12 protein-coding genes, 1 tRNA gene and 3 rRNA genes are annotated in these 22,176 nt (G+C 43.5%); 12 read left to right on the forward strand and 4 right to left on the reverse strand.

Translation table 11 applies throughout. The annotated features are described in order from the left end of the window. Window positions 1-24 precede the first annotated feature (24 nt). The 4 genes from nfi (at window position 25) to CYG50_RS21470 (ending at window position 2,546) form a co-directional block, all read left to right on the forward strand. On the forward strand, window positions 25-696 hold the full coding sequence (nfi, locus tag CYG50_RS21455; RefSeq protein ID WP_102140165.1) for a deoxyribonuclease V: 672 nt from the start codon (window positions 25-27) through the stop codon (window positions 694-696). Between the two features lie 74 nt (window positions 697-770). Continuing rightward, window positions 771-1,358 (forward strand): YjaG family protein, encoded by a 588-nt coding sequence (locus CYG50_RS21460; RefSeq protein ID WP_102140164.1) that lies wholly within the window; start codon window positions 771-773, stop codon window positions 1,356-1,358. Window positions 1,359-1,557: 199 nt separating this feature from the next. Continuing rightward, window positions 1,558-1,830, forward strand: a complete 273-nt coding sequence (hbs, locus tag CYG50_RS21465; protein WP_004264522.1) for a non-specific DNA-binding protein Hbs — start codon at window positions 1,558-1,560, stop codon at window positions 1,828-1,830. An 89-nt stretch (window positions 1,831-1,919) separates the two neighbouring features. Further along, complete coding sequence (locus tag CYG50_RS21470) at window positions 1,920-2,546, forward strand: DUF1481 domain-containing protein (protein WP_102140163.1); 627 nt, start codon at window positions 1,920-1,922, stop codon at window positions 2,544-2,546. A 319-nt stretch (window positions 2,547-2,865) separates the two neighbouring features. Here the strand turns inward: CYG50_RS21470 and purD are convergent, their stop codons facing one another. Both purD and purH read right to left on the reverse strand, forming a co-directional pair. After that, the gene (gene purD / locus CYG50_RS21475; protein WP_102140162.1) at window positions 2,866-4,149 is read right to left on the reverse strand and encodes a phosphoribosylamine--glycine ligase; all 1,284 of its coding nucleotides are present in this window, start codon (window positions 4,147-4,149) and stop codon (window positions 2,866-2,868) included. A gap of 17 nt (window positions 4,150-4,166) precedes the next feature. Next, complete coding sequence (purH, locus tag CYG50_RS21480) at window positions 4,167-5,756, reverse strand: bifunctional phosphoribosylaminoimidazolecarboxamide formyltransferase/IMP cyclohydrolase (RefSeq protein ID WP_102140161.1); 1,590 nt, start codon at window positions 5,754-5,756, stop codon at window positions 4,167-4,169. A 728-nt stretch (window positions 5,757-6,484) separates the two neighbouring features. Between purH and CYG50_RS21485 the strand changes: the two genes are divergently transcribed. The 8 genes from CYG50_RS21485 (at window position 6,485) to aceK (ending at window position 19,501) form a co-directional block, all read left to right on the forward strand. Next, window positions 6,485-8,024: ribosomal RNA gene (locus tag CYG50_RS21485) — 16S ribosomal RNA — on the forward strand. Window positions 8,025-8,157: 133 nt separating this feature from the next. Beyond that, window positions 8,158-8,233, forward strand: a tRNA-Glu gene (locus CYG50_RS21490). Window positions 8,234-8,477: 244 nt separating this feature from the next. After that, a 23S ribosomal RNA gene (locus CYG50_RS21495) occupies window positions 8,478-11,495 on the forward strand. Window positions 11,496-11,639: 144 nt separating this feature from the next. Then, a 5S ribosomal RNA gene (gene rrf / locus CYG50_RS21500) occupies window positions 11,640-11,755 on the forward strand. The 16S, 23S and 5S rRNA genes sit together here with 1 tRNA gene alongside, the layout of an rRNA operon. Window positions 11,756-13,382: 1,627 nt before the next feature. Further along, the gene (gene metA / locus CYG50_RS21505) at window positions 13,383-14,312 is read left to right on the forward strand and encodes a homoserine O-acetyltransferase MetA (protein ID WP_102140242.1); all 930 of its coding nucleotides are present in this window, start codon (window positions 13,383-13,385) and stop codon (window positions 14,310-14,312) included. A 365-nt stretch (window positions 14,313-14,677) separates the two neighbouring features. Further along, a complete protein-coding gene (gene aceB, locus CYG50_RS21510) occupies window positions 14,678-16,276 on the forward strand; it encodes a malate synthase A (protein ID WP_102140208.1) in 1,599 nt (532 codons plus the stop codon). Between the two features lie 56 nt (window positions 16,277-16,332). After that, window positions 16,333-17,640, forward strand: coding sequence for an isocitrate lyase (aceA, locus tag CYG50_RS21515; protein ID WP_102140209.1), 1,308 nt, complete (start codon window positions 16,333-16,335; stop codon window positions 17,638-17,640). A 127-nt stretch (window positions 17,641-17,767) separates the two neighbouring features. Then, window positions 17,768-19,501: a bifunctional isocitrate dehydrogenase kinase/phosphatase gene (gene aceK, locus CYG50_RS21520; protein ID WP_102140210.1), complete on the forward strand. Its 1,734-nt coding sequence runs from the start codon at window positions 17,768-17,770 to the stop codon at window positions 19,499-19,501. 82 nt (window positions 19,502-19,583) lie between these two features. Here the strand turns inward: aceK and CYG50_RS21525 are convergent, their stop codons facing one another. Together CYG50_RS21525 and edd are read right to left on the reverse strand one after the other, a co-directional pair. Next, complete coding sequence (locus CYG50_RS21525) at window positions 19,584-20,225, reverse strand: bifunctional 4-hydroxy-2-oxoglutarate aldolase/2-dehydro-3-deoxy-phosphogluconate aldolase (RefSeq protein ID WP_102140211.1); 642 nt, start codon at window positions 20,223-20,225, stop codon at window positions 19,584-19,586. Between the two features lie 27 nt (window positions 20,226-20,252). Beyond that, the gene (gene edd / locus CYG50_RS21530) at window positions 20,253-22,097 is read right to left on the reverse strand and encodes a phosphogluconate dehydratase (RefSeq protein WP_375373128.1); all 1,845 of its coding nucleotides are present in this window, start codon (window positions 22,095-22,097) and stop codon (window positions 20,253-20,255) included. Between the last annotated feature and the right edge of the window lie 79 nt (window positions 22,098-22,176).

A 22,176-nucleotide genomic window follows, 5' to 3' on the forward strand; every position in this document is an offset into this window, starting at 1 on the left:
AATATCATAAGCAATGGACGCATGATGGTTTTAGATACCCAACAGTTACGAACAGAACAAACTAGCCAAGCCTCAAAAATCATTTTGCATGACGAATTTCCACCCCTTAAACTGATTGGTGGGGCTGATGTGGGCTTTGAACAGCAAGGTGAGATTACGAGAGCTGTGGTGGCTGTACTATCTTGGCCACAGTTAGAACTTGTTGAGTATCAAATAGCTCGAATACCGACGCAATTACCTTATATACCGGGGTTACTTTCTTTTCGTGAAGTGCCTGGACTAATGGCTGCGTGGGGAAAAATACAAAACAAACCTGAATTAGTGCTTGTGGATGGACAAGGGATTGCACACCCACGGCGGTTTGGTGTTGCCTGCCATTTTGGGTTACAAGCGAATGTTGCCACAATTGGTGTTGCAAAAAGCCGTTTATGTGGTGATGCAGATGAGTTAAGTGAAGAACCCGAAAGTGTTCAGCCGTTAATGGCAGGTGAAAATCAACTCGGTTGGGTGCTGCGGAGTAAAAAACGCTGCAAACCATTATATGTTTCTCCGGGACATAAAGTCGGTTTTTCATCTTCCTTAGAGTGGGTTAGGCAGTGTCTAAAGGGTTATAGGTTGCCTGAACCAACACGTTTTGCTGACGGAATTGCATCAAATCGAACGTTTTTTAAGCGAATGAATGAGAAAATCAGCTAATTATCAGCAAAATATGTGGCATTGACAGATTTTCAGGTAAACTGCGAAGTATTAAGATTGATGAGTCAGAAATTATGTTAAGAAATCCCATTCATTTGAGGTTGGAAAAATTAGAAAGCTGGCAACATACAACTTTCATGGCAAGCTTATGTGAAAGAATGTATCCCAACTTTCAGATGTTTTGTCTGCAAACTGAATTTGCCGATGCAAAAGTTTATCGTTCCATCCTTGATTTAGTTTGGGAAACTTTGGTCATTAAAGATAGCAAAGTCAATTTCGACAGTCAGTTAGAAAAATTAGAAGAAATTATCCCATCAGCGGATGATTTTGATATGTATGGTGTGTATCCAGCTATTGATGCCTGTATTGCATTGGGTGAAATTATTCATTCGAAATTGAGTGGTGAAACCCTCGAACACGCGATATTGGTTAGCGAAGCATCCATTCGTACGGTTGCCATGCTCGAAATGACTCAAGCAGGGCGGGAAATGACAGAAGAAGAACTCAAAGAAATCCCGGCCGTTGAAGAAGAGTGGGATATCCAGTGGGACATTTTCCGCTTACTGGCAGCTTGTGAAGAGCGCGACTTAGAGTTAATTAAAGGATTAAAATCTGACCTCCGCGAAGCGGGGGTGAGCAACATAGGTATTACTTTAAGCTGATTTTTGCATTTTCATTATCGAAAACGTGACTTGACGCAGTAATGCTGAGTACTAAGACTTCACATTTGCCCCTACTCTGGTCTACATTTAGGGGCGAGAAGAAGTGGCTATCGGGGGCGTGTATCAGGGGCTGTCAATTTGGCATATCCGACGCACTCGATGCTTTGCAAACGATAAACACACTGTGTAAGGATAATTTATGAATAAGACTGAATTAGTTGATGCTATCGCAGAATCAGCGGACCTGACCAAAGTTCAGGCAAAAGCAGCATTAGAATCTACTCTGAATGCTATTTCTGAAACGCTGAAAAAAGGCGAGCAAGTCCAACTGGTCGGTTTCGGTACTTTTAAAGTTAGCCATCGTGCTGCACGTACTGGTCGTAACCCACAAACTAAAGCAGAAATCCAAATTCCTGCTACAACTGTACCTGCTTTCTCTGCCGGTAAAGCACTGAAAGAAGCTGTAAAATAAGAACATTGTACAGACGAATTACCAGAGGGGGTAAAAAACTCCCCCTTTTGTTTATTCAAAAAGGGTTGCTGGTATTGGGAGCCATCTCAATGCTAAGCGCCTGTTCTTCTAATGCACCAAAACTTCCTGAGTTTAGTGCAAGTGGTTTTATTGCTGATGATGGCGTCATTCGTATGTGGCGGCTGAATAATGCACAAAGCCAACCTCTTGTCTTAATGGTGGTTTATAGCCCCTATAAAGGCACAGACACTTCCGTTAATTTCTTCGAATACCGCTCCGGTAAACTCTGGCAAATTCGCAGCCAAATCTTGAACCAAAAAAATGGTGATATCACCGAACAATTACGCTTCGATAAAAACAATGACGTTGTTTTTATGCAGCGTGCCCAAGATGGCCATAAAACACCACTTTCAACGGATGACATCACGCGTTGGCGCTTTGAAGCTGAACGAGTACTTGAGACAAACACTGCCCTTATTGTCGGTGGCGTTAAACTTTACCAAGGACGTTGGCAACAAGGCAAAGTGACGACTTGTGAAGGTGATGTGCGAGAAGTAACCTTCGAGCCCTATGCTGAAAATTGGTTACAGAGCCGTGCGAAAGTGTGGCATTCCCAGTTAAATTTAGCGTGGTTGGAGTCTTCAGAGGGGAATCAGCTTTTGATGGTGGCGGATACCGATTTTTGCCGCTGGCAGCCTTCTAAAGATTCGTTGTAATATCGCCGCTCGTCGTCTTTCAATCCATAACGTTGTTGGCTGCTCTCAGCTACTTAGGTCACATACTTATGTATGCTCCCTAAGATATCTTCGTTTGCCGCCTAGCTCTGAATTGAAATACTTAGAGCCGATATTTTTGCTCGTCAACTCGTAGCCTTTCGACCTTCAGCATTGTTGGCCGCGGTGACTTAGCCTAGTCACCTTGTCGTCTAGCTGCGAACAGAAATCCTTAGAGTGCTTGTTTGATAGTACAAACAACAATAAAAAAGCTGATAAAAGTTTCCTCTTATCAGCTTAGGGAATGGTTTAGTACTTTGTATTATTTTATACGAGCGATAGCACGGTAGCCGATGTCGTTGCGGTAAAAGTTATCATCCCAGTGAATGGTTTTTGCCACTTCATAAGCTTTGGTTTGCGCTTTAGCGATATCATCGCCTAACGCAGTGACACACAACACACGCCCACCGGCAGTGACTACATCACCATTTTTCAAGCGAGTGCCTGCGTGGAAAACCTTGCTATCAGTGGCTTCAGTGGTTGGTAAACCTGAAATCACATCGCCATTGCGGTAATCACCTGGGTAACCACCCGCGGCAATAACTACCCCTAGAGCAGGGCGCTCATCCCATAATGAATCTTTACCTGCCAGCTCACCTTTCGCACCGGCTAAACATAAAGCGACTAAGTCCGATTGCAAGCGCATCATAATAGGTTGAGTTTCAGGGTCGCCAAAACGGCAGTTGAATTCGATAACCTTTGGGTTGCCTGCTTTATCAATCATTAAACCTGCATATAAGAAGCCTTGATAGCGGTTTCCTTCTTGGTCCATGCCTTTAACTGTAGGGTAAATGACTTGTTCCATCACGCGCTGGTGTATTTCATCTGTCACAACAGGTGCTGGGGAGTATGCGCCCATTCCACCTGTATTTAGACCAGTATCACCATCACCGACACGTTTATGGTCTTGGCTAGTCGCCATTGGAATGACATTTTCACCATCTACCATAACGATGAAACTCGCCTCTTCACCATCGAGAAACTCTTCAATAACGATACGATGCCCTGCATCGCCAAAGGCATTTCCCGCTAACATATCGTGAACAGCTTCTTTTGCTTCTTGTAAGGTCATGGCAACGATAACGCCTTTCCCCGCGGCAAGGCCGTCAGCCTTAATCACAATAGGCGCACCGACTTTATCTAAGTAAGCCAAAGCGGGCTCTATCTCAGTAAAATTTTCATAAGCGGCAGTTGGAATATTGTGACGAGCTAAAAAATCTTTGGTAAATGCTTTTGAACCCTCAAGCTGTGCAGCACCTTGGGTTGGGCCAAAAATAGTTAAACCGGCAGCCTTAAATGCATCAACAACACCAATAACTAATGGTGCTTCAGGGCCTACAATCGTTAAATCAATTTGTTTTTCTTTAGCAAATTGGAGCAGCCCATCAATATCAGTTGCCGAAATATTCACGTTTTCGAGTGTAGGTTCTAATGCTGTTCCTGCATTACCTGGGGCAACATAGACTTTTTCCGCTAAAGGTGATTGCGCAGCTTTCCATGCCAATGCATGTTCACGACCACCACCACCAATAATTAAAATATTCATGACTAGGCTCCTAATAATTAGTGACGGAAATGACGCATATTAGTGAAAAGCATGGCAATACCATGTTCATTTGCGGCTGCAATCACTTCATCATCGCGAATAGAACCGCCAGGTTGGATAACACAAGTTACGCCAACAGCTGCCGCGGCATCAATACCATCGCGGAATGGGAAAAAGGCATCTGAGGCCATCGCACAGCCAGCGACTTCTAAACCTTCATCTGCGGCTTTAATACCTGCAATTTTTGCAGAATACACACGGCTCATTTGCCCTGCGCCAATACCGATAGTCATATCATTTTTGGCATAAACGATTGCATTGGATTTTACAAATTTCGCGACTTTCCAGCAGAATAACGCATCTTTTAGCTCGCGTTCAGTTGGTTGGCGCTTAGTTACAACGCGAAGTTCTTCTTTTTCAACCATTCCTAAGTCACGGTCTTGCACTAATAAACCGCCATTCACGCGTTTAAAGTCTAAACCTGCAACGGGTTTGCTCCATTCGCCACATTCAAGTACGCGGACGTTTTGTTTAGTCTCAAGAATAGGCAATGCATCTTTAGCAACAGAAGGCGCAATAATGACTTCCACAAACTGGCGTTCAATAATCGCTTGAGCGGTCTCTTTATCTAATTGACGGTTAAAAGCGATAATGCCACCAAAAGCAGAGGTTGGGTCAGTTTTGAATGCGTTATCATAAGCTGTATGAATAGAATCACCGATAGCGACACCACAAGGGTTTGCATGTTTGACAATGACACAAGCAGGTTCTTCGAATGATTTAACACATTCAAGAGCTGCATCGGTATCAGCGATATTATTATAAGACAGGGCTTTACCTTGGATCTGCTGTGCAGTTGCAATAGAAGCTTCTTTTGGGCTTTCTTCTATATAAAAAGCCGCATCTTGATGGCTGTTTTCTCCATAACGCATATCTTGTTTTTTTATAAAGTTTAAATTCAAGGTGCGAGGAAAGCGGCCGGAAGGCTGAGTTGTATCGCCATAATAAGGGGCAACTAATTCACCAAAGTAATTCGCAATCATGCTGTCATAAGCCGCAGTGTGCTCGAAAGCTTTTATTGCGAGGTCAAACCGAGTCGACCAATTTAGCGAGTTTTCGTGATTATCCATCTCATCAATGATGGTTTGATAGTCATTACTATTTACCACAATTGCGACATCTTTATGATTTTTAGCCGCGGAGCGCACCATGGTTGGGCCTCCGATATCAATATTCTCTACAGCATCTTCAAGGGTGCAATTTGGTTTTGCCACGGTTTGGGCAAATGGGTATAGATTAACAACAACCATATCGATAGGCGCGATGTCATGTTGTTGCATGATGGCATCATCTGTACCGCGACGTCCTAAAATTCCGCCATGCACTTTCGGGTGCAATGTTTTCACTCGGCCATCCATCATTTCAGGAAACCCTGTGTAATCTGAAACTTCAGTTACGTTTAATCCTGACTCAGCAAGTAACTTTGCAGTACCGCCAGTAGATAGAAGCTCAACACCACGTTGAGATAACGCCTTAGCGAATTCAACAACCCCTGTTTTATCAGACACACTAAGCAGGGCACGACGAATAGGACGAAGCAGTTGCATGAGATAGATCCCTTGGATTTGAATAAATAAGGCAATAACGAATATCAGTCAGTAAAAACTCAAAGAGCTTTTCTTATATACCTATTATATCTATTGATGAAAGCCAAGCGGAATTAGCCCGCTTTCCCTATAACAATATATAAGTCACTAACAATTTCAGAACATAAAAACAAAATCAATGCTGAAATTTCGAGCCAATTGTAACGCAAACGTTTGCGTAATGCGCGGTAATTTTTAAATTATTTTCATGTTGTGGATAACTTGGTGCATAAGTCGGTATAAGTGGGGGTTTTGCTGTGGAATGCAGCAGTTGAACAAAATAATGCAAAAAAGGGGTTGCCAGATTTTTCTGACTCCCTATAATGCGCATCCACTGACCGGGAACAAGACAACGCAAAGCGCGATGAACACTGAAACGGCAGCGAGAGATTCTGAAAAGAAAAAGCAAAAAATTGCTTGACTCTCACGGAGGAAAACGTAATATACGCCTCCTCGCAACAACGGCCCGGTTCACGAAATCTGGTGTCGACATCGAAAGATGGTTGCAACGCTCTTTAACAATTTATCAGACAATCTGTGTGGGCACTCACAGGACATTATCAAAAAAATATTTGATTTTAAGTCTTGAAGAGTGACTAACACGTTAATTCATATATATGAACTAATAGGTAATTTGGTTTCTTCGGAAATCAAACGACAGTAACATTCTTTGAGCATCAAGCTACTTTTAATTGAAGAGTTTGATCATGGCTCAGATTGAACGCTGGCGGCAGGCCTAACACATGCAAGTCGAGCGGTAACAGGGGAAGCTTGCTTCTCGCTGACGAGCGGCGGACGGGTGAGTAATGTATGGGGATCTGCCCGATAGAGGGGGATAACTACTGGAAACGGTAGCTAATACCGCATAATCTCTTAGGAGCAAAGCAGGGGAACTTCGGTCCTTGCGCTATCGGATGAACCCATATGGGATTAGCTAGTTGGTGAGGTAATGGCTCACCAAGGCGACGATCTCTAGCTGGTCTGAGAGGATGATCAGCCACACTGGGACTGAGACACGGCCCAGACTCCTACGGGAGGCAGCAGTGGGGAATATTGCACAATGGGCGCAAGCCTGATGCAGCCATGCCGCGTGTATGAAGAAGGCCCTAGGGTTGTAAAGTACTTTCAGTCGGGAGGAAGGCGTTGATGCTAATATCATCAACGATTGACGTTACCGACAGAAGAAGCACCGGCTAACTCCGTGCCAGCAGCCGCGGTAATACGGAGGGTGCAAGCGTTAATCGGAATTACTGGGCGTAAAGCGCACGCAGGCGGTTGATTAAGTTAGATGTGAAATCCCCGGGCTTAACCTGGGAATGGCATCTAAGACTGGTCAGCTAGAGTCTTGTAGAGGGGGGTAGAATTCCATGTGTAGCGGTGAAATGCGTAGAGATGTGGAGGAATACCGGTGGCGAAGGCGGCCCCCTGGACAAAGACTGACGCTCAGGTGCGAAAGCGTGGGGAGCAAACAGGATTAGATACCCTGGTAGTCCACGCTGTAAACGATGTCGATTTGAAGGTTGTTCCCTAGAGGAGTGGCTTTCGGAGCTAACGCGTTAAATCGACCGCCTGGGGAGTACGGCCGCAAGGTTAAAACTCAAATGAATTGACGGGGGCCCGCACAAGCGGTGGAGCATGTGGTTTAATTCGATGCAACGCGAAGAACCTTACCTACTCTTGACATCCAGAGAACTTAGCAGAGATGCTTTGGTGCCTTCGGGAACTCTGAGACAGGTGCTGCATGGCTGTCGTCAGCTCGTGTTGTGAAATGTTGGGTTAAGTCCCGCAACGAGCGCAACCCTTATCCTTTGTTGCCAGCGATTCGGTCGGGAACTCAAAGGAGACTGCCGGTGATAAACCGGAGGAAGGTGGGGATGACGTCAAGTCATCATGGCCCTTACGAGTAGGGCTACACACGTGCTACAATGGCGTATACAAAGAGAAGCGACCTCGCGAGAGCAAGCGGAACTCATAAAGTACGTCGTAGTCCGGATTGGAGTCTGCAACTCGACTCCATGAAGTCGGAATCGCTAGTAATCGTAGATCAGAATGCTACGGTGAATACGTTCCCGGGCCTTGTACACACCGCCCGTCACACCATGGGAGTGGGTTGCAAAAGAAGTAGGTAGCTTAACCTTCGGGAGGGCGCTTACCACTTTGTGATTCATGACTGGGGTGAAGTCGTAACAAGGTAACCGTAGGGGAACCTGCGGTTGGATCACCTCCTTACCATTGAAGTGTTTTTGTGAAGTGCTCACACAGATTGTCTGATAGAAAGTAGAGCAATAGGCTATACGTGGGAGACTTATTCGAGAGAATAGGACTTACATGAGATACCGCAGCAGTATGTGCAATATCTTGTGTCCCCTTCGTCTAGAGGCCTAGGACACCGCCCTTTCACGGCGGTAACAGGGGTTCGAATCCCCTAGGGGACGCCAATTGCGCCGATATCGAGTGAAAGACGATGTCCCCAATAATGATTAAGCCAATTATTTCGATAGTTGGTTTAACAATTATGCTCTTTAACAATCTGGAACAAGCTGAAAATTGAAAACAACGCACATTGTTTATCGCTTAAACAATGTGAGAGTCTCTCAAAAATCTCAACTTGAAGATGTCGTCAACAGACAGAAGCCGTCGGGTTTTGTGTCGAGTGACAAAAAAGACACCTTCGGGTTGTGAGGTTAAGCGACTAAGCGTACACGGTGGATGCCTAGGCAATCAGAGGCGATGAAGGACGTGCTAATCTGCGATAAGCGTCGGTAAGGTGATATGAACCGTTACAACCGACGATTTCCGAATGGGGAAACCCAGTGCAATTCGTTGCACTATCGTTTGATGAATACATAGTCAAACGAAGCGAACCGGGGGAACTGAAACATCTCAGTACCCCGAGGAAAAGAAATCAACCGAGATTCCCCTAGTAGCGGCGAGCGAACGGGGAGCAGCCCAGAGTCTTAATCAGCATTAGCATCAGGAGAACGGTCTGGAAAGTCCGGCAGTAAAGGGTGATAGCCCCGTATCCGAAGGTGTTAGTGTTGTGAACTCGACGAGTAGGGCGGGACACGTGTTATCCTGTCTGAATATGGGGGGACCATCCTCCAAGGCTAAATACTCCTGATTGACCGATAGTGAACCAGTACCGTGAGGGAAAGGCGAAAAGAACCCCGGCGAGGGGAGTGAAATAGAACCTGAAACCGTGTACGTACAAGCAGTGGGAGCCCCACCACCAAAGCATTTTCTGGTGTTGAGGACAACTTTGAAGTGGCATTCAACACGCGTTGACGGAGCGCTTTTTGCGACGTCCAACACACAAAACAAGCAGTGAATGTGCTTTGGGGTGGGGTGACTGCGTACCTTTTGTATAATGGGTCAGCGACTTATATTCTGTAGCAAGGTTAACCGTATAGGGGAGCCGTAGGGAAACCGAGTCTTAACTGGGCGAATGAGTTGCAGGGTATAGACCCGAAACCCGGTGATCTAGCCATGGGCAGGTTGAAGGTTGGGTAACACTAACTGGAGGACCGAACCGACTAATGTTGAAAAATTAGCGGATGACTTGTGGCTGGGGGTGAAAGGCCAATCAAACCGGGAGATAGCTGGTTCTCCCCGAAAGCTATTTAGGTAGCGCCTCGTGAACTCATCTTCGGGGGTAGAGCACTGTTTCGACTAGGGGGTCATCCCGACTTACCAACTCGATGCAAACTACGAATACCGAAGAATGTTATCACGGGAGACACACGGCGGGTGCTAACGTTCGTCGTGAAGAGGGAAACAACCCAGACCGCCAGCTAAGGTCCCAAAGTCATAGTTAAGTGGGAAACGAAGTGGGAAGGCTCAGACAGCCAGGATGTTGGCTTAGAAGCAGCCATCATTTAAAGAAAGCGTAATAGCTCACTGGTCGAGTCGGCCTGCGCGGAAGATGTAACGGGGCTAAACTATGCACCGAAGCTGCGGCAGCGATATTTAGATATTGTTGGGTAGGGGAGCGTTCTGTAAGCCTGTGAAGGTGTACTGTGAGGTATGCTGGAGGTATCAGAAGTGCGAATGCTGACATAAGTAACGATAATGCGGGTGAAAAACCCGCACGCCGGAAGACCAAGGGTTCCTGTCCAACGTTAATCGGGGCAGGGTGAGTCGACCCCTAAGGCGAGGCAGAAATGCGTAGTCGATGGGAAACGGGTTAATATTCCCGTACTGGTGATAATTGCGATGGGGGGACGGAGAAGGCTAGGCTATCCGGGCGACGGTTGTCCCGGTTTAAGAATGTAGGCAGGTGAATTAGGCAAATCCGGTTCACTACATGCTGAGGTTCGATGACGAGTCACTACGGTGATGAAGTAGCTCATGCCCCGCTTCCAGGAAAAGCCTCTAAGCTCTAGATTATCATTAATCGTACCCCAAACCGACACAGGTGGTCAGGTAGAGAATACTCAGGCGCTTGAGAGAACTCGGGTGAAGGAACTAGGCAAAATGGTGCCGTAACTTCGGGAGAAGGCACGCTGGCGCTAGGTGAAGTCCCTCGCGGATGGAGCTGAAGCCAGTCGCAGATACCAGCTGGCTGCAACTGTTTATTAAAAACACAGCACTGTGCAAACACGAAAGTGGACGTATACGGTGTGACGCCTGCCCGGTGCTGGAAGGTTAATTGATGGGGTTATCCGTAAGGAGAAGCTCTTGATCGAAGCCCCAGTAAACGGCGGCCGTAACTATAACGGTCCTAAGGTAGCGAAATTCCTTGTCGGGTAAGTTCCGACCTGCACGAATGGCGTAATGATGGCCAGGCTGTCTCCACCCGAGACTCAGTGAAATTGAACTCGCTGTGAAGATGCAGTGTACCCGCGGCAAGACGGAAAGACCCCGTGAACCTTTACTATAGCTTGACACTGAACATTGAGCCTTGATGTGTAGGATAGGTGGGAGGCTTCGAAGCGTGGACGCCAGTCTGCGTGGAGCCAACCTTGAAATACCACCCTTTAATGTTTGATGTTCTAACGTTGCCCCATTATCTGGGGTGCGGACAGTGTCTGGTGGGTAGTTTGACTGGGGCGGTCTCCTCCCAAAGAGTAACGGAGGAGCACGAAGGTTGGCTAAGCATGGTCGGACATCATGCGGTTAGTGCAAAGGCATAAGCCAGCTTGACTGCGAGAGTGACGGCTCGAGCAGGTACGAAAGTAGGTCTTAGTGATCCGGTGGTTCTGAATGGAAGGGCCATCGCTCAACGGATAAAAGGTACTCCGGGGATAACAGGCTGATACCGCCCAAGAGTTCATATCGACGGCGGTGTTTGGCACCTCGATGTCGGCTCATCACATCCTGGGGCTGAAGTAGGTCCCAAGGGTACGGCTGTTCGCCGTTTAAAGTGGTACGCGAGCTGGGTTTAGAACGTCGTGAGACAGTTCGGTCCCTATCTGCCGTGGGCGTTGGAAGATTGAAAGGGGCTGCTCCTAGTACGAGAGGACCGGAGTGGACGCACCACTGGTGTTCGGGTTGTCATGCCAATGGCATTGCCCGGTAGCTAAGTGCGGAAGAGATAACCGCTGAAAGCATCTAAGCGGGAAACTTGCCTTGAGATGAGTCTTCCCTGACCCTTTAAGGGTCCTAAAGGAACGTTTAAGACTAAGACGTTGATAGGTTGGGTGTGTAAGCATAGCGATATGTTGAGCTAACCAATACTAATGAACCGTGAGGCTTAACCTGACAACACCGAAGGTGTTTTAGAGAGATTAAGTTGTTTTCGATAGAGAGTGAGAAGCCGAGAGGTGAAGGACACACAGCTTGTTTGAGATTGATGTTCTGGTTTAGTGCACGAAAGTGACATTAAACGGGAACAAATAGAATTTGTCTGGCGGCAATAGCGCGGTGGTCCCACCTGACCCCATGCCGAACTCAGCAGTGAAACGCCGTAGCGCCGATGGTAGTGTGGGGTCTCCCCATGTGAGAGTAGGGAACTGCCAGACATTAAATTAGTGAAGAAGCCACCCATTGGGTGGCTTTTTTGCGTTTAGGGATATCCTCGGTATTGTGCTAATGTGTTAACTATCTTATGTTTTTTCTCTTTTCTCTTTTCTCTTTTCTCTTTTCTCTTTTCTCTTTTCTCTTTTCTCTTTTTTATTTCTTTATTCCTGTATTTCTTACGCTATTCCTCCCATTTTCATCTCTTTGGCTTATGGGAAGCCATTAATATATCTTTACCGCTGATCGTGGTGAATAGAATTGTTGGAACTAAAGTAGTGAGTAACAGCTCACGTATTTTTTAATTAAGTGCAGGTAAGTCAATAAAATCAAATGGATATAGTTTGTTGATAATTATCTATTACTCCAGAGAATGTAACTGCTTGAGCTAAAGTAGTAAGTAACAGCTCACGTATTTCTTAATTAAGCGTGAGTAAGTTAATAAAATCAAATGGGTATAGTGAGTTGATAATTATTTATTACTCCAGAGAATGTAATCACTTGAGCCAAAGTAGTAAGTAACAGCTCACGTATTTCTTAATTAAGCGTAAGTAAGTCAATAAAATTAGATGGATATAGTGAGTTGATAATTATCTATTACTCCAGGGAATGTAATCACTTGAGCTAAAGTAGTAAGTAACAGCTCACGTGTTGAAGAGCGCGCGGAGATATAAGTGATGGCTGTGGGGTAAAAAGAGTTAAGAGAGTTAGGTTAGGCAATCGATAGGTGACTCTTAGTGGCATTGGCTCTGTGAATGAAAATTTTGGATATAAAGTAGTGTGTAACAGCTCACATGTTGAAGGGGATAGTGGTTGCTGTTGATGGTGATGGGTTGACGGGAGTTAGGAGGAGCAATGGAAGAAAAGCGTTTGTATTGGCGTGATGAATGGATGTTTTAGATACAAAGTAGTAAGTAACAACTCACTTGTTGAGGTGGGACTGTGACTGCCGGTGATGGTCGTGGGGTGACGGGAGCTAGGAGGAGCAATGGAAGAAAAGCGGTTGTATTGGCGCGATGAATGGATGTTTTAGATACAAAGTAGTAAGTAACAACTCACTTGTTGAGGTGGGACTGTGGTTGCTGGTGATGGTGGTGGGTTGACGGGAGTTAGGAAGAGCAATGGAAGAAAAGCGGTTGTATTGGCGTGATGAATGGATGTTTTAGATACAAAGTAGTAAGTAACAACTCACTTGTTGAGGTGGGACTGTGACTGCCGGTGATGGTCGTGGGGTGACGGGAGCTAGGAGGAGCAATGGAAGAAAAGCGGTTGTATTGGCGCGATGAATGGATGTTTTAGATGCAAAGTAGTGAGTAACAACTTACTGGCACTACAGAATGAATTGAAATAATTGGGATAATGTAGAGATAGATTTTAAAGCTAATTATTGAGTATAAATTATGTAAAAGCCTTCTTATTATTTGTAGATAATAAAAATGAGTAACTCTCAATATAAAATATGGGAAATCAATGAGTTGATTGTTGGATATACTCATTGAGAATAAGTAATAAGTTCTAGTGCTTGAAATTATTTCATTTAACCTTGAAACACTCGACAAGACGAATAACATTAGTTAGATTATTTAGCATTCTAGAAGTCTAAACGTATAAACGGAAAAAGGGGGATGAATGATGCCTATTCGTTTACCAGATGAACTACCGGCAGTTAATTTCTTGAAAGAAGAAAATGTTTTTGTTATGACAACAACAAGAGCTAGTCATCAAGAGATCCGCCCCTTGAAAGTGTTGATACTCAATTTGATGCCGAAAAAGATAGAAACTGAAAATCAGTTTCTTCGTTTACTGTCAAACACACCATTACAGGTTGATATTCAACTATTACGAATTGATCAACGAGAGTCAAAAAATACTCCGACAGAGCACTTGAATACCTTTTATTGTGATTTTGAAGACATACAGGATCAGAATTTTGATGGCTTAATTGTAACGGGTGCTCCGCTAGGACTGGTTGAGTTTGATGACGTACTATACTGGCAGCAAATAGAAAAGGTGATAGCTTGGGCAAAGCAACATGTAACATCAACCCTTTTTGTTTGTTGGGCTGTACAAGCCGCTTTAAAGGTGCTGTATGACTTACCAAAATGGACTAGAGAAGAAAAATTATCTGGTATTTACCAGCATGATACATTAGAGCCATATGCTTTGCTGACAAGAGGGTTTGATGGATCATTTTATGCGCCTCACTCTCGTTATGCCGATTTTCCTGAAGATCTTATCCGTCAGCATACGGATCTGGAGATTTTAGCAAGTTCACAGGAGGCAGGTGCTTATTTATTTGGGTCAAAAGACAAGCGCTTAGCATTTGTGACAGGCCATCCAGAATATGATGGAGATACGCTTGCACAAGAATATTGGCGTGACCTAGATGCTGGAATTTCGCCTCAGATCCCATGCAATTACTTCAAAAATGATGATCCCAATAATCCCCCAATGGTGAGTTGGCGTAGCCATGGTCACTTGTTGTTTTCAAATTGGTTGAATTATTATGTGTATCAGATCACACCTTTTGATCTTACTAATATGGAACCAACACTAGATTAAAAAAAGAAATATAAATTTAGTAATGACAATAAAATAAGTGTTTTCACTGGTTATACCAGTTTAAATTAGGCTTATATCGTAGAAACAGGTGTCACAGTTAGTCTGAAAGCAGCTATTTATTAGCTGCTTTTTTTATTTCCAACGAAAAATTTCAAAAGTACAGCTTTCTATAATTAGTTGATTTAACGACTATTTAACATTTTATTTAAGGTAAAGGAATGGATGGTCAATTCATTAATTCTTTAAAAATATATTATTATTAATAAGTTACATGTTTATTTTAATAAAATGGAAATCGTTTTTGATTTATTTTTGTTTTGATCTTATGCTTAATTCATAGTCAACGATGAATGAGGGATTGGTCGATGGAGCAGCAACTACCTGTATCGGAATTAACATTCACAAAGAATATTGAACAGCTAGAAAATCAAGTTTTATCTATTGATTCTATTGTATTTCTTTCTAAGTTAGTTGAAGAGTTTCTTCCTCGTAGAGAGAGATTATTAAAAGATAGGGTGCTCAGACAGCAAAAGATCGATGCTGGCTCTTTGCCTAATTTTATTTCGGAATTTGATTCCATAAAAAAATCGAATTGGAAGATTCAAAGTATCCCAGCAGATTTGCAAGATCGCCGTGTCGAAATTACTGGTCCGGTCGAGCGTAAAATGGTGATTAATGCTTTGAATGCTAATGTGAAAGTATTTATGGCGGATTTTGAGGATTCTCTGTCTCCTTCATGGGAAAAATTGATCGATGGTCAAGTCAACTTAGGGGATGCGATTCGTGGTGATATTTCTTATACCAATGAAAGTGGAAAGGTCTACCAATTAAAATCTAATCCTGCTGTTTTGATTGCTCGTGTTCGTGGCCTTCATTTAGATGAAAAACACGTTTTATCAGGAGAGAAGCCGATCCCTGGTGGCCTATTTGATTTCGCTATTTACTTCTTTAATAACTATCAAGCGTTATTAAAAAAAGGGAGTGGCCCTTATTTTTACATCCCAAAACTTGAATCTTGGGAGGAAGCAAAATGGTGGAGCGATGTCTTTAGTATGGCTGAAGATTTGGTGGGGATACCTCGGGGCACGATCAAAGCAACCGTACTGATTGAAACATTACCCGCAGTATTCCAAATGGATGAAATCTTGTACCACATGCGCCACCATATCGTGGGGCTGAATTGCGGGCGCTGGGACTACATATTTAGTTATATCAAAACTCTGAAGGAGCACGCAGATCGCGTCTTGCCAGACCGCCAAGTTGTCACAATGACACAATCATTTTTAAGTGCTTATTCGCGCTTATTAATTAAAACGTGTCATCGCCGTGGTGCATTTGCGATGGGGGGAATGTCTGCTTTTATACCGAGTAAAGATCCTCAAGAAAATGAAACTATTTTAGCGAAAGTAAAAGCAGACAAAGAGTTAGAAGCGAAAAATGGGCACGATGGCTCTTGGATTGCACATCCGGGCTTAGCGGATACCGTTATGAGCGTGTTTAATCAAGCTCTTGGTGGGCAGCAAAACCAGCTACATGTATCCCGTGATTTCGACGAAGAAATCTTGGCTGACCAGCTATTAGAGCCTTGTGCCGGTGAGCGAACAGAAGCAGGCATGCGAGCTAATATTCGTGTTGCGGTTCAATACATTGAAGCATGGATCTCAGGGAATGGCTGTGTACCCATCTATGGTTTGATGGAAGATGCTGCGACAGCAGAAATTTCACGGACTTCAATTTGGCAGTGGATCCGTCACGGTAAAACATTGTCCACCGGTGAGAAAGTCACTAAGGCTTTATTTGAAGAAATGCTGGATGAGGAATTACAAGTTATTCAAAAAGAACTTGGTGATAAGCGTTTTCAAAGCGGTCGTTTTCGTGAGGCTGCAGAACTGATGAGGCGCATTACAACACAGGATGAACTTATAGAATTCCTAACTATCCCCGGATACCAATTATTAGATTAAGCATAGTAAATAAAAAATTCGATAAACCCTACATATTCTTATAAAGGAAGTGGATCATGACAACATCGCGCTTAGAACAAATTGCCGAATTAGAAAATGAGTGGAAAAAACCACGTTGGAAAGGCATTACTCGCCCATATACAGCCGAAGAAGTGGTGAAATTACGTGGTTCTGTGAATATTGAACACTCTTTAGCGCGCAAAGGTGCAGAGCGTTTTTGGGATCAGTTACATGGTGGTTCAAAGAAAGGCTATGTAAATGCACTGGGCGCTTTAACGGGTGGGCAAGCGCTACAACAAGCGAAAGCAGGTATTGAAGCTATTTATTTATCAGGTTGGCAGGTTGCTGCGGATGCAAATACGTCATCGAGTATGTATCCAGACCAATCACTTTACCCTGTTGATTCAGTGCCATCAGTAGTTAAGAAAATTAATAATACATTTCGTCGTGCAGACCAAATTCAGTGGGCGAATGGTATTGGCCCTGACAACAAAGAGTATATTGATTATTTTTTACCTATTGTCGCAGATGCGGAGGCGGGTTTTGGTGGTGTATTAAATGCCTTCGAACTCATGAAAAATATGATAGAAGCGGGGGCCGCAGCTGTCCATTTTGAAGACCAATTAGCCGCGGTTAAAAAATGCGGTCATATGGGTGGGAAAGTTCTTGTTCCTACTCAAGAAGCGATTCAAAAACTGGTTGCAGCTCGTTTAGCGGCGGATGTTTCAGGTGTACCAACTATTTTGGTTGCTAGAACGGATGCCGATGCAGCAGACCTTTTAACATCTGACTGCGATGATTATGATGCGGCATTTGTTACTGGGGAACGCACCTCTGAAGGTTTTTTCCGTACTAAAGCAGGAATTGAGCAAGCGATTAGCCGCGGGCTCGCTTATGCACCATATGCAGATCTTGTTTGGTGCGAAACGTCAAAACCTGACCTTGAAGCAGCAAGACAGTTCGCTGAGGCTATTCATGCTAAATATCCAGGTAAGCTATTGGCTTATAACTGTTCTCCATCTTTCAATTGGAAAAAGAATTTAGATGACAGCACGATCGCGCGTTTCCAAGACGAACTTTCAGCGATGGGCTATCGCTTCCAATTCATTACGTTAGCAGGTATTCACAGCATGTGGTTCAACATGTTTGATTTGGCTCACTCTTATGCACAAGGTGAGGGCATGAAACATTATGTTGAAAAAGTTCAAGAATGTGAGTTTGCTGCAATGAATAAAGGTTATACCTTCTCTTCACATCAGCAAGAGGTAGGAACCGGCTATTTTGATAAAGTGACAACCGTTATTCAAGGTGGGGCTTCATCAGTAACGGCTTTAACTGGTTCAACTGAAGAAGAGCAATTTTAGTTAGATTATTTTCCTTTCAATCGGTGTTTCTGGTGTCTTTATTGGTTAGCTATATCTGTTAATTTTTCAGGCACGTTTAGTGCCTGTTTTTTATTCAAAGTGAGTCTGTATTCTTATAGGAGTGGTTATGATATTGACGACAGAACAGATAATAGCGCAAACCATTTTACAGGGTTTTGATGCGCAATATGGCCGCTTCCTTGAAATAACCTCAGGCGCACAAGAAAGGTTTGAACAGGCAGATTGGCATGCCATTCAGCATGCGATGAAAAGACGAATTCAATTGTATGACCATCATGTTGGCTTAGTTGTCGCTCAGCTACAGTTTATGGGGTTAGTGCAATCTTTAACCCCTGATAAATTGGCACAAATAAAAAATATTTATAAAACCTTATTACCGGATTACCCAAGGTTTGAAATAGCAGAAAGCTTTTTTAATTCCGTTTATTGTCGGCTATTTCAGCATCGGGAGCTGACACAAGATAACCTATTTATTTTTACGTCTCAGCCTGCGAGGCGCTTTTCTATTTCGCCTAGGCCGTTATCTCGCGAATATGTTGTTAATAATAATTTAGAGGGATTATTGTTTACAATGTTAAGTGGATTACCACTAAGGCTAAAGTGGCGGAATCTGGATTTCGATATTCATTGTATTATCAATGTATTGGAAACAAGATTTCCCGATATTGAAAACCAAAAAGTCAGCTTCCATATCGCAAATGAGCTATTTTATCGTAATAAGGCAGCTTGGTTGGTCGGTAAAATTTATATTAATGATGAGGTTTATCCATTCTTACTCCCTATTCATCATGATGATTGTCAGTACATTTATATCGATACCTGTTTAACTGAGTTTGATGAAGCCAGTATTGTGTTTGGTTTTGCTCGGTCCTATTTTATGGTGTATGCCCCTTTTCCAGCAGCTCTGGTTTTTTGGTTGAGGGAGATTTTACCCAGTAAGTCAATTGCTGAATTATATATGGCAATTGGCTGTCAAAAACATGGAAAAACAGAGTATTACAGAGAGTATCTCGCCTATATTAATTTTTCACGAGAGCAATTTACTGTCGCTCCAGGCGTGAAAGGAATGGTGATGTTAGTCTTTACATCGCCTTCGTTCGACCGTGTTTTTAAAATTATTAAGGACCAATTTGCCCCACAAAAACAGGTGACACGAGAACGGGTTTTAGAATGCTATCGTTTGGTTAAAGAGCACGATAGAGTTGGTCGCATGGCTGACACCCAAGAGTTTGAAAATTTTGTGATTAGCAAATCTGCTATCAGCGATGAACTAATGACGGAGTTATTGAAAGAAGCTCCATCTCAAATTGAAGATTTAGGCGATAACATATTGATTCGTCATCTGTATATGGAAAGAAAGATGATCCCATTGAATATCTATATGGATAATGCCACTGATGCGCAATTACATCATTCATTGAATGAATATGGTTTGGCGATTAAGCAATTAGCGGCTGCAAATATTTTCCCCGGAGATATGTTGTTTAAAAATTTTGGCGTAACGCGTCATGGCCGTGTTGTCTTTTATGATTATGATGAAATCTGTTATATGACAGAGGTGAATTTTCGTAAAATTCCTGAGCCATTATACCCTGAGCAAGAGTTATCGAGTGAGCCATGGTATAGCATTGGTGAGCAAGATGTTTTTCCTGAAGAGTTTGCTTCTTTTATTTGCCAAAATGAGAAAATTCGTCATTACTTGCAACAATATCATGCAGATTTATTTTCCGCAGATTATTGGCAAAAGTTACAAAATAGGATTTTGGCGGGGTACGTAGAAGATGTTTATGCTTATCGTGAGGAATTACGTTTTTGTCATAAACTCAATGAGGTTGCATAATTTTAATCGTATTAATTAAAGAGGGACAAAAACGACCCAGCAAGTGACTGAGCCGTTTTTCGGGGCACTATCTTTTGGCGCACTATCTTTTGGCGCCTTGTACAGCCTCTTGTGCAAGTTGGGTAATTTTTTCGTAATTACCTGAATTCAGTGCTTCTTCAGGAACGAGCCAAGAACCACCAATGCACAGAACACTATCTAATTCTAAATAGCTAAGGTAATTAGCTAGCGATATTCCACCCGTTGGACAAAATTTGACTTGTGAGAAAGGGCCGGCAATGGCTTTTAACGCTTTAACCCCACCGTTGGCTTCTGCTGGAAAAAATTTAAACGCTTTCAAGCCATATTGCATACCAAGCATAAGTTCAGAAACGGTTGAAATACCTGGAATTAAAGGAATATTTCCTTTAGTGGCGGCATTGAGCAATTCATCCGTCAAGCCGGGGCTGATTGCAAATTGTGCTCCAGCTTCAGTGACTTCAGCAAGTTGTTTTGCATTGATAACAGTGCCTGCGCCAATAATCGCTTCAGGTACTTCTTTCGCAATGAGGCGAATAGCATCAATAGCACATTCAGTGCGTAAAGTGACTTCTAAAACGTTAACACCACCTTTGACTAATGCTTTTGCAAGAGGAACCGCTTGTTCTAATTTTTTAATAACAATAACAGGGACGACAGGGCCTTGTTTTAATACGCTTTCAGCGGTCATTTTCCAATTATTCATTTTCTATTCCTATTCAATGAAAATAGATTAAAAATCAATGCTACAAGCGCCTTCTTCGGCACCTGATAAGTGTCTTCTTAATGCACCGAAAAGTTCCCTTCCACAACCACTACGCTCAGCAGTTAAATCAGCCTCAAAGGGTTGGCGTTTATTGAGTTCTTCTTCTTCAACCAGTAATTGTAGTTCTCCGGTCAATGCATTTACCCTAATAATATCGCCATTTTTTACTTTTGCTAACAGTCCACCATTGTAAGCTTCAGGCGTGACATGAATTGCGGAGGGTACTTTGCCAGACGCTCCAGATAAGCGGCCATCAGTAACGAGTGCGACTTTGTAGCCTTTATCCATAAGTACACCAAGAGGCGGCATTAGCTTATGAAGTTCAGGCATGCCATTTGCAGATGGCCCTTGGAAGCGGACAACGATGATACAATCTTTATTGAGTTCACCTGCTTCAAAGTGTGCGGCAATCTCATTTTGATTGTTAAATACGACTGCTGGAGCCTCAATAATTTGATTTTCTTCAGGAACAGCTGATGTTTTCATCACTGCGCGTCCTAAATTACCAGACAGTAATTTTGTGCCTCCATGAGGAGAGAAAGGGCGGTCTATATCAGCAATAACATCCAGATTGAATGAGGACTCTGGTCCTTCTCGCCATGCAAGTTGGCCATTGTTTAACCAAGGCTCCAAGGTGTAATTTGTTAGACCAAATCCTGCGACGGTATGGACATCGTTGTGCAATAAACCTTTTTGTAATAGCTGGCGGATAAGTAAAGCTACACCACCCGCAGCTTGGAATTGGTTGATATCTGCTTGGCCATTAGGATAGATACGGCAAATGAGTGGAACAATGGCAGAAATATCAGAAAAATCATCCCAATTGATAATGATCCCTGCGGCTCTTGCTATAGCCACAAGATGCATGGTTAAGTTAGTTGAGCCTCCCGTCGCGAGTAATGCGACGATACCGTTAACAATCACTTTTTCGTCAACCAGTTGACCAATAGGTAAATACTGGCCTGACTGCTCAGTTAAACGTGTAATTTGTCGTGCGGCGGCTTCTGTTAATGCATCTCGTAGTGGAGAATCGGGCGGTACAAATGACGCACCGGGTAGATGTAACCCCATCACTTCCATCATCATTTGATTTGAGTTAGCCGTACCATAGAAAGTACAGGTACCTATCCCATGGTAAGACGCAGCCTCAGCCTCTAATAAAGCGAGTCTATCAACCTTGCCTTCAGCATACAGCTGGCGAATGCGAACTTTTTCTTTATTTGGTAAACCCGTAGCCATTGGGCCTGCTGGAACAAATATTGCGGGAAGGTGGCCGAATGAAAGTGCACCAAGCATTAAACCAGGAACAATTTTGTCGCAAATGCCTAAATAGAGTGCGCCATCAAACATATTGTGGGATAGACCAATGGCGGTTGACATGGCAATGACATCTCGACTTAACATCGATAACTCCATCCCATCTTGACCTTGGGTTACACCATCGCACATTGCGGGAACACCTGCAGCGACTTGGCCAATCGAGCCGGCTTCTAATAATGCTTTTTTGAGTTGCTCTGGATACTTATCGTATGGACGATGCGCTGAAAGCATATCATTGTAGGAATTGATGATAGCAATATCAGAGCGAGTCATGCTTTTAAGAATTTGTTTTTCTTCGCTTTGACAGGCTGCAAAACCATGGGCAAGGTTACCACAAGCTAATGATGCTCGATGGACAGTCATACTACGAGCCTGCTCTATTTTCTTGAGGTAAGCGGCTCGAGTTTTCACGGAACGAGAAATGATACGTTGAGTGATGCGATCAAGTTCTTTATTGATCACCGAAGGATTTGTCACTTTAGAGGTGGTCATGCTCATGATAATTGCTCCATAGCGCAGTAAAATGATGAATCAAACTGCAAGTCAATTTGGGGTGTACCTATCGTTATTT

This window comes from Providencia huaxiensis (assembly GCF_002843235.3).
Taxonomy (GTDB): Bacteria; Pseudomonadota; Gammaproteobacteria; order Enterobacterales; family Enterobacteriaceae; genus Providencia; species Providencia huaxiensis.